The organism is Bradyrhizobium barranii subsp. barranii (assembly GCF_017565645.3).
In the GTDB taxonomy this organism is placed as follows: Bacteria; Pseudomonadota; Alphaproteobacteria; order Rhizobiales; family Xanthobacteraceae; genus Bradyrhizobium; species Bradyrhizobium barranii.
Genome location: NZ_CP086136.1, coordinates 3074827 through 3090195 on the forward strand (window position 1 = coordinate 3074827; position 15369 = coordinate 3090195).

16 protein-coding genes and 3 pseudogenes are annotated in these 15369 nt (G+C 61.3%); 12 read left to right on the plus strand and 7 right to left on the minus strand.

Features of this window, described 5'->3' with window-relative positions; genetic code table 11:
- Positions 1-11: 11 nt before the first annotated feature.
- From J4G43_RS14830 to J4G43_RS14850, 5 genes are all read right to left on the minus strand, one after another.
- The gene (locus J4G43_RS14830; protein WP_018273725.1) at positions 12-818 is read right to left on the minus strand and encodes an amino acid ABC transporter ATP-binding protein; all 807 of its coding nucleotides are present in this window, start codon (positions 816-818) and stop codon (positions 12-14) included.
- Between the two features lie 8 nt (positions 819-826).
- A complete protein-coding gene (locus J4G43_RS14835) occupies positions 827-1477 on the minus strand; it encodes an amino acid ABC transporter permease (RefSeq protein ID WP_018273724.1) in 651 nt (216 codons plus the stop codon).
- Complete coding sequence (locus J4G43_RS14840) at positions 1474-2139, minus strand: amino acid ABC transporter permease (protein WP_208085229.1); 666 nt, start codon at positions 2137-2139, stop codon at positions 1474-1476. Before J4G43_RS14840 ends, J4G43_RS14835 begins: the two co-directional genes overlap by 4 nt.
- A gap of 24 nt (positions 2140-2163) precedes the next feature.
- Entirely contained in the window at positions 2164-3006 is an 843-nt protein-coding gene (locus J4G43_RS14845) for a transporter substrate-binding domain-containing protein (RefSeq protein ID WP_225004900.1), read from the minus strand.
- Between the two features lie 129 nt (positions 3007-3135).
- The gene (locus J4G43_RS14850; RefSeq protein ID WP_208085231.1) at positions 3136-4053 is read right to left on the minus strand and encodes a LysR family transcriptional regulator; all 918 of its coding nucleotides are present in this window, start codon (positions 4051-4053) and stop codon (positions 3136-3138) included.
- Positions 4054-4244: 191 nt separating this feature from the next.
- Here J4G43_RS14850 and J4G43_RS14855 point away from each other — a divergent pair, with 191 nt between their 5' ends.
- From J4G43_RS14855 to J4G43_RS14865, 3 genes are all read left to right on the plus strand, one after another.
- On the plus strand, positions 4245-5135 hold the full coding sequence (locus J4G43_RS14855) for an NAD(P)-dependent oxidoreductase (protein WP_249814780.1): 891 nt from the start codon (positions 4245-4247) through the stop codon (positions 5133-5135).
- 23 nt (positions 5136-5158) lie between these two features.
- Positions 5159-6664 (plus strand): aldehyde dehydrogenase family protein, encoded by a 1506-nt coding sequence (locus J4G43_RS14860; protein ID WP_225004902.1) that lies wholly within the window; start codon positions 5159-5161, stop codon positions 6662-6664.
- 224 nt (positions 6665-6888) lie between these two features.
- Positions 6889-7737, plus strand: a complete 849-nt coding sequence (locus tag J4G43_RS14865) for a glutamate cyclase domain-containing protein (protein WP_249814836.1) — start codon at positions 6889-6891, stop codon at positions 7735-7737.
- Between the two features lie 185 nt (positions 7738-7922).
- On the opposite strand, the gene J4G43_RS14870 is transcribed toward J4G43_RS14865, so the two are convergent.
- Complete coding sequence (locus tag J4G43_RS14870; RefSeq protein WP_225004905.1) at positions 7923-8339, minus strand: hypothetical protein; 417 nt, start codon at positions 8337-8339, stop codon at positions 7923-7925.
- Between the two features lie 84 nt (positions 8340-8423).
- Between J4G43_RS14870 and J4G43_RS14875 the strand changes: the two genes are divergently transcribed.
- From J4G43_RS14875 to J4G43_RS14915, 9 genes and pseudogenes are all read left to right on the plus strand, one after another.
- Positions 8424-9257 carry a hypothetical protein gene (locus J4G43_RS14875; RefSeq protein ID WP_225004907.1) on the plus strand — a complete coding sequence of 278 codons (834 nt, stop codon included), beginning with the start codon at positions 8424-8426 and terminating at the stop codon, positions 9255-9257.
- Positions 9254-10270 (plus strand): glutamate cyclase domain-containing protein, encoded by a 1017-nt coding sequence (locus tag J4G43_RS14880; protein ID WP_208085236.1) that lies wholly within the window; start codon positions 9254-9256, stop codon positions 10268-10270. The genes J4G43_RS14875 and J4G43_RS14880 overlap by 4 nt, the downstream gene beginning before the upstream one ends.
- 17 nt (positions 10271-10287) lie before the next feature.
- Entirely contained in the window at positions 10288-11037 is a 750-nt protein-coding gene (locus J4G43_RS14885; protein ID WP_224517330.1) for an amino acid ABC transporter ATP-binding protein, read from the plus strand.
- Positions 11038-11087: 50 nt separating this feature from the next.
- Positions 11088-11957 carry a transporter substrate-binding domain-containing protein gene (locus tag J4G43_RS14890; protein WP_208085237.1) on the plus strand — a complete coding sequence of 290 codons (870 nt, stop codon included), beginning with the start codon at positions 11088-11090 and terminating at the stop codon, positions 11955-11957.
- 53 nt (positions 11958-12010) lie between these two features.
- Positions 12011-12673 (plus strand): amino acid ABC transporter permease, encoded by a 663-nt coding sequence (locus tag J4G43_RS14895; protein ID WP_224517328.1) that lies wholly within the window; start codon positions 12011-12013, stop codon positions 12671-12673.
- The gene (locus J4G43_RS14900) at positions 12670-13332 is read left to right on the plus strand and encodes an amino acid ABC transporter permease (protein WP_028181947.1); all 663 of its coding nucleotides are present in this window, start codon (positions 12670-12672) and stop codon (positions 13330-13332) included. The genes J4G43_RS14895 and J4G43_RS14900 overlap by 4 nt, the downstream gene beginning before the upstream one ends.
- Positions 13333-13496: 164 nt before the next feature.
- Positions 13497-13899, plus strand: a pseudogene (locus tag J4G43_RS14905) (TrbI/VirB10 family protein); the annotation flags it as partial.
- On the plus strand, positions 13896-14186 hold the full coding sequence (locus J4G43_RS14910) for a DUF2274 domain-containing protein (RefSeq protein WP_166354080.1): 291 nt from the start codon (positions 13896-13898) through the stop codon (positions 14184-14186). The pseudogene J4G43_RS14905 and the gene J4G43_RS14910, both read left to right, overlap by 4 nt.
- A gap of 265 nt (positions 14187-14451) precedes the next feature.
- Positions 14452-15202 (plus strand): annotated as a pseudogene (locus J4G43_RS14915) (IS6 family transposase).
- A 15-nt stretch (positions 15203-15217) separates the two neighbouring features.
- Here J4G43_RS14915 and J4G43_RS14920 read toward each other — a convergent pair.
- Positions 15218-15364, minus strand: a pseudogene (locus J4G43_RS14920) (oleate hydratase); the annotation flags it as partial.
- Positions 15365-15369: the final 5 nt, after the last annotated feature.

Consider the following 15369-nt stretch of genomic DNA (forward strand, 5'->3'; position numbering starts at 1 on the left):
AAGAATGGTCGCTAGGTGTCTTGAACTTCGTTGACGGATCGATCCATTCCGAGAAACGACCGAAACCTCTCAGTTTGAGGATTGGCCATGATGTCGTGCGGCGCGCCGTGCTCCATGATCACGCCGCCGTCCATGAAAATAACGCGATCGGCAACCTCCCGGGCGAAGCCCATCTCATGCGTGACGACGATCATCGTCATGCCCTCGTTGGCCAGTTCCCGCATGACGCGGAGCACTTCGCCGACGAGCTCGGGGTCGAGGGCCGACGTCGCTTCGTCAAAGAGCATGACAGCGGGTCGCATCGCGAGCGCGCGGGCGATTGCCACGCGCTGCTGCTGGCCGCCGGAGAGGCGGGCGGGATATTGGTCGGCCTTGTCGGTCAAGCCGACCTTCTCTAGCAACTCCAGCGCGTGCTTCCTCGCCTCAGTCCTGTCTCGGTGCTGGACCGACACGGGCCCCATCATGACGTTCTGAAGGACGGTCCGATGCGGGAACAGATTGAAGCTTTGAAAGACCATTCCGACATGCTCACGGTTCTTCGCAACTACCTTCTCATCGAGCATGCGGCGACGGCCTGCGCTGTCGCTCTGATAGCCGACCGGTGCCCCATTGACCGTGATTGTGCCGTCCTCGAATGTCTCAAGGAAGTTGACGCAGCGCAGCATCGTGGACTTGCCTGATCCGCTCGGGCCCAGAACGACAACGACTTCACCACGCCGGACATCGAAAGAAACCCCGTTCAGGACACGATGCGCCCCGAAGGATTTCACGAGGCCATTCACTGATACGATAATGGGCGATCCGGCGGAGATGGTCATGGGCACCCTCAGTGATCGAAGGAGAGTTTCCGCTCGCAATAGTTCGCGAGCAGCGAAATGGGGTAGCAGATCAAAAAGTAGATCAGCATGACACCCAGGAAGATTTGGAAAGCCGCGAGTGTTCTCTCCACGACCTCGCGAGCCGCAAAGGAGAGTTCCCAGGCTCCGACGACCGAGGCGTAAGAGGTCTGCTTGATCGCCATAAGCGAGATGTTGAGGATCGGCGCAATCGAGAGACGGGCTGCCTGAGGGAGGACGACCTCACGGAGCATCGTCAGCGGCCGCATGCCAAGGCTCTTAGCTGCTGCGATCTGGCCGGTCGGCACGGCTGCGATGGCGCCGCGCACTGCCTCGGTGACGAAGGCGCCGACATAGAAGACCATCGATATCATGACTGCGGCGTAGGCGCTGAGACGGATTCCAAATGCCGGGAAAGTGTAGAAGCCGAGAAACATCACGACCAATACCGGAATGCCCCGAAACACGAAGACGTAAGCCGTGACGAGGGACCGAAGGATCGGTCCACCTCCGCTCGAGATCGTTCCGACGACCGCGCCAAGAAGCGTGCCGGCTATGACGACGACGAAGGCGAGCCATAGTGTGACCAGCGCACCCTGCAACAGGTAGGGCAGGTTTGCGATAAGGACGGATATGCTCATCCGAGCCTCCGCGAGAAGCGCATCTCGCTGACTCGAAACCCGGCGCCGATGACGGAAGTCAGGATTAGATAGAGCGCCGCAACGAGGATGAAGACCTCAAAGGACGCTCCTGATCTTTCGATGATGACCTTGCCGGACAGTGTCAGGTCAAGCACACCGATCGCCGATACGAGAGACGTGTCCTTCACAAGGACGATCAGTTGGTTCGAGACGGGTGCCATGACCTTGATAGCGGCCTGTGGAAGAACGATCTGGCGAAAAATCGCCCAGCGGCGCATGCCGATCGCCTGTCCCGCCTCCCACTGCTTGGCGCCCACGGCCGCGATGCCGCTGCGCAAGAGCTCAGACAAAAAGGCTGCGTGCTGAAGCGCGACGGCGAGGACACCGCAGGTGATCTCACCCCAGAAGATTCCCACGAGTGGCAGGCCGAAGAAGAGGAGGTACATCTGGACGAGGAGCGGTGTATTCCTCATCACCTCGACATAGGCTCGTACAAGAGCGCTGGATAGCCGCCAGCCGGCAACGCGCGGCACAGTGAGAAGCACGCCGATTGCGAGAGCCGTCGGCGCCGCGAGCGCCGCGACAGCGATGGTAACGAGCATCCCGTTCCAGAGTTGCGGAAGGTAGCGGACGGCGAAGTTGCCAAACTGTGACCAATCCATCACCCGCCCTCTCTGCGCAGTCGATCAGTTATTGTTGAGATACCACTTCGCATTCTTCGGCTTTTCGCCGAACCACTTCTCGTAGATCGCGCTGTACTCGGCGAAGAGATACCCGCCGGTCATCTCGGACACGACGAGATCGAGGTATTGCCAGAGCCGGAAGTCGCCCGGCTTCATGAAGATACCCGTGTTGACGACATCCGTCAGGCGAGTTTCCATCACGCGCATGTCCGGGTTGGACTTGACATACCATGCGGCTACGGGAGCATCGAGCTGAGCGGCCTGGGCTCGGCCAAGCTTCACAGAGTTGAATTGCGAGGCGATGCCGTCAAAGGTCTGGAGCTTGGCCTGCGGGAAGAGGCGCTTGGCGCGCTCCTCCTGGGTCGGCGTGGTCAGATTGGCGATGGTGACGTTCGGCTTGTTCAAATCGTCGAGCGTCTTGAAGGGCGCATCTTTGCGGACGATGAGGACGATGCCGCCATCGATATAGTTGCGGGTGAACGCGACCCGCTGCGCGCGGTCGGCGTAGATGGTTGTCGTCTGCGCGCCAAAGTCGATCGTGCCGTTCTGGGCATTGGGCCAGCGCTGGGCTGCGCTCTGGCGAATGAACTCGACCTTGTTGGGATCACCGAAAGTCGCTTTGGCGATCAGCCGGGCAACATCGATGTCGAAGCCCACCAGCTCCCCCTTCTCGTCGACGAAGCCGAAAGGAGGTGACTCGCTCGACACGCCGACGACCAGCTTGCCCCGCGCCAGGATTTCATCCAGCCTGGACTTCTCCTGAGCGTGGCTCGCCCCGGCCGCGAGCGCGAACCCGCAGAATGCCGCAACCAGACCGGTGACGAACCGCAGTCCATAGCTTCGCATGTCCATGCTCCATTGGTTGTTGGAAAGATAGAAGTGTGGCCTTTGCTCAACGACTAGCGCTCGTCTTGCCGCGGCGAAAGAACACGTCTCCTGACGGAGCACGTTAGAAATAGTTACGCTGCCAACGTTTTAGAGGCGGCAATTGAGGGCCGCTCGCTCCAGGGCCGCCAATGCAGCGGCAACGATAGGGCGTCGGGATGTGCCCTTGGGAACGGCGCTGAATATGTGTCTGTGTAAGGCGGGCGCAATGGGAAGAACGCGAAAGTCGGGATCCTTGTCGAGGGGCTGCACCGCAAGACCGGGCAGGACTGTTACGAATTGTCCGGTGCGTACCATCTCAAGGGTGGCAGAAATATTACGAGCGCTGCAGCCAATCTTCATTTCGAATCCGGCAGCCAAGCACGCGTTAGTCAAGTTCTGCTGATAGGCGACCGCCGTTTGGTTGATCGCCCACTTCTCGTTCGAGAGATCCTTGAGCTCTATGCTTGTCAAGTCGGCCTTCGCGAAGCGGTGGTCTGACGAAAGGATCGCATTCAAGGCGTCGACATAGAGGGGGTGGAATTCGAGGGCCTGTCGGTACGCACTTGCATCGGCATAATCGTCGACAATTGCGATATCGACCTGCTTGGCGACGGTTGCCTTGAGGCCCTCGGTCGGCTCGAGTTCGACGAAGCTTGCATCGATCAGGGGGTGTGTCTTGTGGAGATAGCCCAAGGCTCTTGGAACGATGCTGGTCGCGACACTCCCGAATGCGGCAAGTCGTAGTTCGCCCGCAGGAGGTCCGTCCTTCTCGTCGAGTTCGGCTTCGATGCGCTCTGCCAGTTGCAGCAGCGGCGTGACGCGATCTAGGAGTTGCTGCCCTTTGGTTGTCAGGCGCAGCCCTCCTGCCGAACGCTCGAAAAGTACCGCTCCCGCCTCGCGTTCGAGCAGCGCCAACTGTTGAGACACGGCCGGCCGTGTTTGGCCGAGCGCTCGTGCCACTGCCGAGATCGTGCCGAGCTCGGAAAGCTCATGAAAGAGACGTAGTCGTGAAAGACTGAGGGCCAAACTGGCATATCTCCAAAGAACCCGAGAGTAAGAATTTCTTTCGCCTCGCGTCAATTGGACTGGTCTTCCGGGGCCGGTCGAACCGGCCCAAAACCGCCGGCATCACCCTTGTGATCGCGATCATCGCGAAGATGAGGCTGCGATCGCCGAGTTTTGACCGGCCTATCGGCCAATATCGCGAGGATTTATCGATGCCGACGATCGCCTTCTTGGGTGTTGGCCGCATGGGTTCACATATGGCGCGTCGGCTTGCCGAAGCCGGACATAAGGTGCGGGCCTTCGATCCCAACGCGCCGGCCGTCGCCAAGCTTGCCCCGGCTGGCGTGGAAGCTGCCGCAAGCCCCAAGGCCGCTGCCGCTGGAGCCGATTTTATTCTGGCGAGCCTCCCTTCTCCAGTGGCCCTGACGGCGGCCGTAACCGGTGAGGACGGGATCCTCGCCGCTGCGAAGAAGGGCGCGACTGTGGTCGATTTCAGTACGGTAGACCCCGAGACCACCAAGGCGGTCGCTGCAGTCTGCGACAAAGCTGGGATCAACTATCTCGATGCGCCTGTCAGCGGCGGCGTCGCCGGCGCAGAAAATGGCAAGCTCCTGATCATGATCGGGGGCGACCAGACCGTGCTGGATGCGACGCGCCCTGTGCTTGAGACGCTGGCTGGCAAGATCATTCATTGCGGCCCGGTCGGTTCCGGACAACTTATGAAGTTGAGCCACAACCTGTTGACCGCGATCAACACGGTAGCACTCGGCGAGGTGCTGGCAGCTAGCGTGAAGTCCGGCGCGAAGCTCGACGTGTTGCTCGAGGTTCTCGGCGGAGGTCTCGCCGGCAGCAAGATGCTGGATTGGCTCGGCAAGACGCTCTTTACGCAGGAGCGGCCAGCCTTCTTCGCGCTCGACCTGATGCACAAGGACATCTCGCTCGCACTCGACGACTTCACGGCTTCACCGATGTATCTCGGGCAGCTCGTTCGCCAGATCTACAATACGGCCCGCGCGGATGGTCTGGGCGGAAAGGATTCCACTAGCGTCTCGGAGGTCTACGAGCGACTGCTCAAGGTCAATCTCCGTCACCCCGCAGCATGATTTCGAAGAACAGGAACGAACAAATGAGAGCGCAACGCGCCACCACCAGCTACGATTCCGAACTGACGTTGCCGCGCTCCGGGCTGCTTGGCAACTTCATCGGAGGAAAGTGGATCAAGCCGGTCTCGGGCCGCACGATGGCAGTCGAGAATCCCTGCCGACGCGACACCATCGCCATGGTCGGGGCTGCGGACAAGCAAGACGTCGATGCCGCAGTCGCGGCGGCCAAGGCGGCCTTTCCGAACTGGCGCCGCATGGCGGCACGAGCCCGCGGTGCGCTATTGACTGAACTCGGCAATCGTGTGTCGGCGCATGCCGAAGAGATCGCCAACATCCTCGCGGCCGAAACGGGTAACGCGCTGCGCACGCAAAGCCGACCTGAGGTCGCGAGCACTGCCGAGGTCCTGCGCTACTACGGCGGCGTGGTATCCGAGCAGAAGGGCGAGACGTTGCCGCTCGGCCCGGGGATATTCAGCTACACTACGCGAGAGCCGCTTGGTGTCGTCGGCGCGATCATCCCCTGGAATTCGCCCCTCGTACTCGCAGCCGTGAAGATCGGCATGGCGCTCGGCACCGGTAACACGCTGGTTCTGAAGCCTGCCGAGGACGCGCCGCTAGCGGTCATCAAGGTCGCGGAACTTGCAGCCGACATGTTCCCAGCCGGCGTCTTCAATGTCGTCACCGGAACGGGCATCGAGGCCGGTGCGCCGCTTTCGAACCATCCCGACGTGTCGAAGATCTCGTTCACAGGCTCGGTCGAGGTGGGAAAGCTCGTGGCGCATGCCGCCGCCGACCGCATTGCGAAGGTCACCCTTGAGCTCGGCGGCAAGAGCCCCTGCGTCGTCTATCCAGATGCGGCGACGCCGGAGCAACTCGATACCTGCGCGACAAACGTCATCAATGCCATGCGCTTCGCGCGCCAAGGGCAGTCCTGCACGGCGGGCTCGCGGCTCTTCATCCACCGGGACGTGTTCGAGCCGGTGGTTGCAAAGGTTGTCGAGAAGCTGAAGGCCATGAAAGTCGGCGACGCGCTCGACGAGGCCTCCGACATCGGCGCGATCATCAACGCCGAGCGCTACGGAGAGGTTTGCGCTTTTATCCGCGAGGCCGTCGATCGTGGCGCGAAGGTGGAGATCGGCCAGGTCCCAGCTCCCGCTAACGACACCGACGGCTTCATGCCGGGCCCCGTCGTGCTGACGGGTGTCGACAATAGCTGGCGTGTTGTGCGCGAGGAGGTCTTCGGGCCTGTCCTGGTTGCGATCCCCTGGACGAACGAAGACGAGATGATCGGCTGGGCGAACGACACCCATTACGGTCTCGCTGCCTACATCTTCACGAACGACATCACCACTGCCCTGCGCGCAGCGGAGCGAATCGATGCAGGCTGGCTCCAGATCAACCGTGCCGGCGGTCAGATCCCAGGCATGTCCTACGGCGGTGCCAAACAGAGCGGCATCGGCGCCGAATATTCTATCGAAGGGGCCCTCGAGAGCTACACCTATCGCAAGAGCGTGACCGTCACGGTGTGAGCCGAGAGACAGCCCAAGAGGTCTCCATCGTTATGCTCTTAACCGAAGACTCCACGGGTCCGGACCCTCTTCTGGCCACGGCGGGCGAGCGGTTCGATCGCCTGATGACGATTGAATCCCGTCCTCTCGCGGGCGGGCTTCCACCGGGTCTCGTCGTTCCGATGTACGAGATCTGCCGTCGTCATCACGGCGAGCCGTTGTCTACGCTGGCAGCCAGAGCCCTGATGTCGCGCGTCGCCTACGGCGACCACGTCATCGTGGCGACGGGCGCCGGCGTTCCGCCTAAACTCCCGCAGGGCGAGACCGACGGACCGCCAGGCGCCGCTGTCCTTGCACGGGCTATGGCCCTCGGTCTTGGCGCCCAGGTCACGATCGTCTCGGAAGAGGCTCATTCTAAGCCAGTGGAAGCTTGCGCCGCGCTCGTTGGATCCTTCACGGCAAGGCCGATCAAGGTGGAGACTATCCCGCCTCATTCCAAGTATGGGCCCAAGGCCGTCGAGGCGCTGCTGGCACGACACCAGCCATCGGCAATCGTCTTCGTCGAGCTCGATGGCCCCAACCCGGATGGTTTTTTCCACGGCGTCCGCGGCGACCGTCGCCCTGCCGGCACGATGGCGCACCTCCATTTGCTCGCAGAGGCCGGACACGCGGCGAAGCGGTTGACGATAGGAATTGGCGACGGCGGTAACGAGGTCGGCTTCGGCGCGGTGCGGACGGCGCTTGCCGCTTTTCATCCAAATGGCTTCGTTGTCACGGCGGTCGAGACGGACGTGATCGTCAGCGCCGCAATATCGAACTGGGGCGCTTACGCCGTTTGCGCCGGACTTGCTGTCGGGCTCGGCAGTCCTGACCTGCTACACGACGAAACTCTCGAAGGGGAGCTGATCAGAGCCTGCGTTAAGGCCGGCGCTCGTGATGGCGCGACGGCAAGCACCGAACCCCTCGTTGATGGTGTCTCTGAGAGCGGTCATCGGGGTTTTGTCAGTCTGCTCCAAAGCATCGTTGCAAGTTCGTCAAGCGAGCTTGGTCCGGATTCGTCGTCGCGTCAGCGATCTCGCGAGGTGACCCAATGACGCCGAGCTACGACCCCGCTGTTGGGCCCGACTTCGTCGGTCTTGTACCGGGCTTGAAGCATCGAGAATGCCTCGTCTGGCATATTCGCGCGGCAAGACGCTTTCGCCGAACGCTTCTGACAAGAACGCCCATTTCATCGCGCGTCGCCGGTCACCTTGGCTCCCTGGTTGTCCGCATCGCCAAGTCACACTGGTTCTAGGAGAAGATGATGACAGCCGTCGCCTCGGAGTCGAAAACGCAATCCCCGAAGCCCACAGATCGCTTCGGTAATCCCATCGATCCCATTGTCGGCTTTGCGCGTGGTACCATCATCCGATCCAGTGTCGACGAAGCGCGTCGCCTTCGTCAGGGGCAGGTCGTAGCGGCCAATCGTGTCCGCAGGCTCGGCCCGCATTCCATCGGCGTGTTCACAGGAAATCAGCGAGACTTTCCGCTCAAGGCGGAAGATCTCGCGACACTTTGCGAGGAATGGGTTGGCCCGGGCCTCTTCGCCGAAGACCTCCGAGAAGTCGCGATCAATCACCTTGGTGGTGAGGACGGGGATGGCGTCGCTGTATTCAAGCGCACCAGCGCGGGAATCATTGCTACCATCGTCGCTCATGCCGGCGGCAGCCCCGTGATTTCGATCGTCCCTCCGGGTGGGCGATCGCACGCTTCGGTGATCCGAGGCTGTTCCATCGCTCGGGTGGAACTCGTCGAAATCGGGGGCGATCGCGACTGGCAGGCAGCTCTGACCAAGGCGAAACCCAACCTCGTCGTCGTCACCACCGTAACGAGCGCCCTCGAGCTTCTGGACGACACCGTGACCTCGGCTGTCGTCAAAGCCACTCACGCGGTCGGCGCCATTGCGTTCGTGGACGACGCTTATGGCGCCCGTCTGCGTCCTGTGCTCCATGGCGGTAAGCCGGGCCTCGCCCTCGGCGCCGATCTCGCGATTACCAATTGCGACAAGGCGGGTCTCGCCGGACCGCGCGCAGGCGTCCTTGCCGGCCGCCCCAATCTTGTCACGGCGGCGTCAGCGAAGGGCGCTGAATTTGGGATGGAGGCACGCGCACCGATCGCCGCTGGCGCCATGCGGTCTCTCCAGGCTTTTCGGCCTGACGACCTGCGGGAGGAAGCTCGCTCCGGACAGGCGCTCGCCGTCGCACTCGCCGAGAAGCTCGGTCGCGACCTCGTGGTTGTCAGCGATCTCGGACCAATGGTCGACGAGCAAGATGTGCTCGCCGTTGTCCTGCGGCGCGCCCGCCGTTCCGCCGAAGACCTCGGGCTCGTTCCGTGCGAGGTCTCCTCTGCGCTCGGCATGGTCCTCCTGCGCGACGATGGAATCCTCACGGTCAACACCCACGGACAGCCTGGGGCTCGTGTGTCGCTGCGCCTGAAGCCGACACTCGACGCGATCGGGCGAGTTGGCGGCCAGGATGCCGTCGTCGCCGCCGTCGATACTGCACTCGATCATCTCGCCTCGCGGATCGGCGATGTCTCCGCAATCTCACAGCTCGTTCTCGGAGAGCAGGCATGAGCAACGCCAACACTACCTTTGCGGGCATGGATGACCGGCTCGACCGACTGGTCAATCTCGATCTCGGGGGCCGAGGCGTCGAGCATCTTTACGAGGCGGCTCGCGCGCGGCAAGGCGGTGCCCTGTGCGGCGCGGCCGCCGAGGCGCTCGCCGCTATCCCGGTGGGGGCGACGGTCGTGGTGACGACGGGCTCCGTCTCGCGGGCCTGGATTTCGCCCACTATCGGCGAGAACGACGGGCCTGCCGGCGCCGCCGCGGTCGTGCGAGCGCTTGCCCTATCCAAGCGAGCGACCTGTGTCGTTGTCGCGGAGGAGACCCTGCTCGACGGCACCGCCAAGATCCTTACCAGCGCCGGCCTGTCGGTGCTCCCCTACGAGCAGGCGCGGATTGCGAGCGGCGACGGAAGCCTCGCGGTCGCCAGCACGCGCTCCTTTCCCGTGACGGACACCGAGGCGAAGGCCGCCTCCGCCGCCTTGCTCGATGAATTCAAGCCTGCCTTGGTCTTCTCAACGGAGCGGGTCGGCCGTAACGCCGACGGCATCTATTGCTCGATGCGCGGCATCGACTACGGCATGGGGCGGGCCCGGATTGACTACTTGTTCGACGAGGCGCTCGCCCGTGGGATTCCTAGCGTCTGCGTGGGCGACGGGGGCAATGAGATAGGCATGGGGGTCGTCGCCGACGCCGTGCGGCGCCATGTGAAGTTCGGCGACGCGCGGCCGGAAGGCGGTGCCGGCATCGGAGCGGTGACTGGCACCGATGTGCTAGTCACCGCAGCCTGCTCGAACTGGGGTTGCTACGCCATCCTGGGGGCGCTTGCGGCCCGTCTGAAGAGGCCCGACCTCCTCCATGCGCCAAAAATGGAAGAACACCTGCTGCGTCGCGGTGTCGACATCGGCTTGATCAACTCGGTCGGCAACGTCGTCGATGCTGACGTCGATGGGATTCCTCTCCAGACGCATGTCGCGATGACCGACTTGATCTCCGCGGTCGTTCGACCAGCGTTGCGCTGAAAACAGAGAGGCGCCCAGTGTCAACCGAACCGATTGCACCCTTCCTCGATCTGCGTGGCATACGCGTTTCGTACGGATCAAACGAGGTTCTGAAGGGCGTCGATCTCTCGGTTCGTCAAGGCGAGGTCGTCGTCATCATTGGCCCGAGCGGCAGCGGCAAGAGCTCGCTCCTGCGAACGGTTAACATGCTTCAGCCGGTCGTCGGCGGTGAGATCGTGCTGGAAGGCCAGGACTTGCTCTCCGGCAAGCAGGACGTGAATAAGGTCCGCCAGCGCGTGGGAATGGTGTTCCAGCACTACAACCTGTTTCCGCATCTCACCGTTTTGAAGAATCTCACCTTGGTTCCGCGTCGCGTTTTGAAGGAGCCGACTGCGGAATCGGAAGCTCGCGCCCGAGAGTTGCTCGCGAAGGTCGGTTTGGCAGACAAGGAGAGCAGTTATCCCGACCAGCTTTCGGGAGGCCAGCAGCAGCGTGTCGCGATTGCCCGAGCCCTAATGATGCGTCCTCACGTGATGTTGTTCGATGAGGTCACATCGGCGCTCGATCCTCAGCTCGTACGCGAGGTCTTGAACGTCATGAAGGATCTCGCGCGCTCCGGCATGACTATGCTCGTCGTGACGCACGAAATGAGTTTCGCGCGAGAGGTCGGCGACACACTCGTATTTATGGCCGACGGTGTGGTCGTTGAGAAAGGGCATCCGGCCGACGTCCTCGATCGACCAAGCCACGACCGCACGCGCCAGTTCCTGTCGCACACTGACGTCTGACCTACTTATTTCGCCATACCAAGATCAACAGGAAAGCGGAGATTATGAACATGCTGAAATGCCTAGCCGCGATCGCGGCCCTGTCATTTTCGATAGTGGCGTTGCCGGCCATCGCGCAGTCGAAGGTGGACGTGCCGCTGCCCACGGACCTCGCCACGCCAAAGGTGCTGACGATCGGCATCAATTGCCAGTATCCGCCCGCCGGCTATGTCGGGCTCGATGGAAAGCCTGCCGGCTTTGAGTATGGGCTCGTCAAGCGCATCGCCGAGTTTGCCTTCGGCACCGAAGCCGGTCTCCAGACCCAATGTATGAACGACAGCAACCGTATCCCGTTCTTGCAGTCCAGCAAGGTCGACCTCGTGCTCGCCTCGCTTGCCAGAACTCCGGCGCGCGCCGAGCAAATCGACTTCTCGGATCCGATCTGGTTGAGCAATCTCCAGCTTGTTGTGAAGAAGGATTCTCCCATCAACAACTACGCCGACCTCGCCGGTCGCACGGTCGTGACGCCGACAGGGAGCACCTACCAGACCTGGTTACAGAAGTGTCATCCGAAGGCGAACCTGATCACGGCCCAAAGCCCGGCCGATTCCTCCACGATGCTGATCCAGGGGCGTGCTGACGCCTTCGCCTATATCGACGTCTACGACTACAACTTCGTGCAGAACAACAAAAAATTCAAAGTCGTTGGCGAACTCGCTTCACCTGCGATCCAGGGTATTGGCGTCAAGAAGGGCAATGCGGCCATGCTTGCCTGGATCAACGCAGTGATCGCCAAGATGCGCGAAGAAGATGCCTTCTACAAAGCCTTCGCCGAAGAAGTCAGGGATCCGACGATGGTCGCGAAGTATCGCAATGTCGTCCCGGGACCGAAGGTCAAGCTCGACTATGCCGGCGTCGATCCCATGGAGTGCAAATCTTGAGGGTCCCGGCAGCGCGATAGCGTCCCAATTCGGCTTGGGCGGAGGTGCGGATCGTGCAGAACGATCTCATGAAAGAGGTAACTGAGCTGCTGGCGGGCCTCGGCAACAGCCTCCTCATCAGCGCGATCGGCATCGCGCTCGGAATTGGGATCGGGCTCGTGCTCGGGGCAATACGCTATGCACGGATTCCCATCACCAACATTGCAATCGTTGGATTCGTAAATGCATTCCGCTGCACGCCGCTCCTCGTACAGATATTCCTTCTGTTCTACGCGCTACCCGACATAGGCATCCGTCTGACGCCGTTCGAGACTTCCTGGCTAGCGCTCGCATTGTGGGGCGGTGCTTATCAAACGGAGGTCTTCAGGGCCGCATTCGAAGCTGTGCCGAAAGGCGAAGTGACGGCAGCTCGCGCTCTCGGCTTGCCGGCGTTCCAGACCTTTCTTGACATCACACTCCCGATCGCGTTGCGCGTCGCGATCACCGGAACAACAACCACGGCGATCACGCAGTTCAGGTCGTCCTCCTTCATGATCGTCGTCGGCTATCAGGAATTGACCTATGTCGCCAACCGGATCGTGTCAGATACGTTTAAAGTGTTTGAGACCTTCGGCATCGCTTGTCTCATGTACCTGCTGGTGTGCAGCATCCTAAGCGCTTTGTCTCGTACGTTCGAGCGCAGGCTCGCGATTCCGGGGCTGGGAGTAGTTAAATGAACAACTGGGTTTGGCCTGTCACCCTTTACCTTGGTAAGGGCCTTTTGGTTACTTTGTGGATCTCGCTGCTCACCGTCATTTTGGCGACAATGCTTGGTCTCCTGATCGCGGCGCTGTCGCAAAGCACGCTCACGTTCGCGCGCTTTGTCGGACGGCTTTACGTTGAGTTGTTCCGCGGCGTGCCGTCGCTTATGATACTCCTCTTCGTGTTCTTTGCCCTTCCGCAAATTGGTCTCCGCACGGGCCCACTCACGGCCGCAATAATCGGATTGGGGCTCTGGGGCGGGGCGAACATCGGTGAGGTCTTTCGAGGCGCCTTGGATTCAATTCCACATCGCCAAGAGCAGGGCGCCCGAGCGCTTGGCTTGAGCGCAACGGAAGCGCTTGTGTTCGTCATTTTGCCACAAGCATTTCGGCGTGCGTTGCCGCCCTACGTCGGGCAGCTCACCGTTCTCGTCCAGGCGAGTGCACTGACGTCCGTTGTCGGCGTGTCGGATCTCTTGGGATCGGCGCGTCAAATGATAGAAAGACTAGCGTATGTCGGAACCGGAGACTCACACGCCATCGAGATCTATCTGGGCGTGCTGAGTATATTCTTTGTGATCTGCTACGCGTTGACCGGGCTGGCCAGTATGATCGAACGCCGTCTTCGAGTCTGAAAACAATTCCTAGTCGATCGAAACCTTCGAGGGAAAGGCAATTGCGCCGTTTGAGCGAACCCGCTCGACTCCATCGAGCGCTTTGCGCGGAGACATGTTCTAGTTCAAGCAAAGCCCAAACTGCACCGAGAGCGCGCCCACGCCAGTCAGATCATCGCCTGAAAAGCGGCCGTGCGGACGGCCAGAGTCGAATCCTCTTGGTCTGGACTCGCATCATCATACCGGACGGCAACTCGATCGTGCTGGAGCGCCAGCCGGGCGCCGACACTGGTGGTTATGCCGGACTCGAGGACGATGTCGACAACCACTGGGGCATGCTATTCAAGGCCGCCGTTCTCTCGACCATGCTCAGCGTCGGAGCGGAGGCGGCACGAGCCAAATGAGAACAACCTCGTTCAAGCGATTCGTAGCGGTGCGTCCAACAGCATCAGCCAGACCGGCCAATTGGTCGTGCAGCGTCAGCTCAACATCCAGCCGACGCTGACCATCCGGCCAGGTTTCCCGGTCCGCGTGATCGGCACGCGCGATTTGGTGCTGGCGCCCTACAGCAATGGAGGAACGCCATGACGAAGCTCAAGCTTGGGCCGCTTGAAGACGACAAGCCAGTCAAGCTCACGATCGAGCTGCCGGCGGCGGTCTTTAGGGATCTCAGAAGCTACGCCGAGATCCTGACGCATAGCGTAGGTCTGATGACGCGGACCGAGCCTGCTAAACTGATTGCGCCGATGATCGAGCGTCGCATGGCGACCGACCGCGCCTTCGCGAAAGCACGGCGAAATGCCACTCAGCTCGCACCTCGGTATAGCGTTCACGACGCAGGTCAAGAAACGGACGCAACGATGGATTGCCGTTAGCCTGCCGCCAGTAAGCGCGAAAGCTGAGCACCGGGTTTGCCGGTTCGGGAAGGCAAGGCGTCCAGCCATAAGATGTATTGGCCGAACAATTCGGTCGTCAAATCGGCCGGCGCCTGAACCTGCCGCTATCGGCGAGAAAGCGGGCAAAGAACTTCAGTGCTTTCCAGCATTGGTGACGCGTGCTAGGTGACGACGCTGCATGATGCCCCCGGAACGGTACCGTCAAGTTAACGAATTGGAACGGCGGAGGGGGCAGACGAGCGGCCTGCGGACTGCCAAGGACCCTCTTTATCGCCGCCATCGCTTCTCGCCGGAAGTGATCAGCTATGCCGTTTGGTTGTATTTCCGGTTTCCCTTAAGCTTGCGCATGGTCGAGGAAATGCTGGCGGCGCGTGGCATTGGCGTGACCTATGAAACCGTGCGCCAGTGGGGACGGAAATTCGGCAAGCCGTTCTCCGATCGGATCCGCCAGCGCGCACCCGCTCGCGGTGACAAATGGCATCTGGACGAAGTCGTTATCTCGATCGCGGGCGAACAACATTGCTGTCGACCAGAATGGCTTCGTTCTCGACGTCTTGATCCAGCGCCGAAGAGACTCGCGCGCTGCCCAGCGGCTCATGAAGAAGCTCTTGAAATCCGCCGGCACGCCGCCGCGCGTGATGATCACGGACAAGCTCCGTTCGTACGGCGCTGCGAGCGCGAAGATGGGCTTTCACGTCGAACATCGCCAGCACAAAGCTCTCAACAATCGGGCCGAGAATTCTCATCAGCCGACGCGGCGACGCGAGCGGATCATGAAGCGTTTCAAATCGTCCCATCAGGCTCAACGGTTTCTGTCAGTTCACGATCAGGTCGCGAACCTTTTCCACATCACTATCCCGGAGCCGCCACCGCCGACTTCCGTCGTGCTTCGCGCGAGCGAGCCTTTGCGACTTGGCGCGAGATCTCCACAACAAGCGCCATCGCGAGCTCTCGAACCTTTGAGAAGCGCCTCCTTCGGCTCGGCGGTCGATTAAGTTGACGATGCCGTCGCCACGCATCTGCCCGTCGCGGATCAAGAAGGCCGCGCCGGAGAGCGCAGCCAACCCCGAACCAACGAACCAAGCTGTCTTGCTATCCACGCCGGCGGGTTTGCGGGGCCGAGCAAAAGCTTCGTAATTTCCACTGGTGTAATACATCGCGA

What these genes read in the sequence shown, in the direction of transcription:
- J4G43_RS14910 (WP_166354080.1), top strand. Translation starts at nt 13,896, where the DNA reads ATGACGAAGCTCAAGCTTGGGCCGCTTGAAGACGACAAGCCAGTCAAG.
- J4G43_RS14860 (WP_225004902.1), top strand. Translation starts at nt 5,159, where the DNA reads ATGAGAGCGCAACGCGCCACCACCAGCTACGATTCCGAACTGACGTTG.
- J4G43_RS14840 (WP_208085229.1), bottom strand. Translation starts at nt 2,139, where the DNA reads ATGGATTGGTCACAGTTTGGCAACTTCGCCGTCCGCTACCTTCCGCAA.
- J4G43_RS14870 (WP_225004905.1), bottom strand. Translation starts at nt 8,339, where the DNA reads ATGAGCGACGATGGTAGCAATGATTCCCGCGCTGGTGCGCTTGAATAC.
- J4G43_RS14845 (WP_225004900.1), bottom strand. Translation starts at nt 3,006, where the DNA reads ATGCGAAGCTATGGACTGCGGTTCGTCACCGGTCTGGTTGCGGCATTC.
- J4G43_RS14880 (WP_208085236.1), top strand. Translation starts at nt 9,254, where the DNA reads ATGAGCAACGCCAACACTACCTTTGCGGGCATGGATGACCGGCTCGAC.
- J4G43_RS14890 (WP_208085237.1), top strand. Translation starts at nt 11,088, where the DNA reads ATGCTGAAATGCCTAGCCGCGATCGCGGCCCTGTCATTTTCGATAGTG.
- J4G43_RS14855 (WP_249814780.1), top strand. Translation starts at nt 4,245, where the DNA reads ATGCCGACGATCGCCTTCTTGGGTGTTGGCCGCATGGGTTCACATATG.
- J4G43_RS14865 (WP_249814836.1), top strand. Translation starts at nt 6,889, where the DNA reads ATGTCGCGCGTCGCCTACGGCGACCACGTCATCGTGGCGACGGGCGCC.
- J4G43_RS14830 (WP_018273725.1), bottom strand. Translation starts at nt 818, where the DNA reads ATGACCATCTCCGCCGGATCGCCCATTATCGTATCAGTGAATGGCCTC.
- J4G43_RS14835 (WP_018273724.1), bottom strand. Translation starts at nt 1,477, where the DNA reads ATGAGCATATCCGTCCTTATCGCAAACCTGCCCTACCTGTTGCAGGGT.
- J4G43_RS14900 (WP_028181947.1), top strand. Translation starts at nt 12,670, where the DNA reads ATGAACAACTGGGTTTGGCCTGTCACCCTTTACCTTGGTAAGGGCCTT.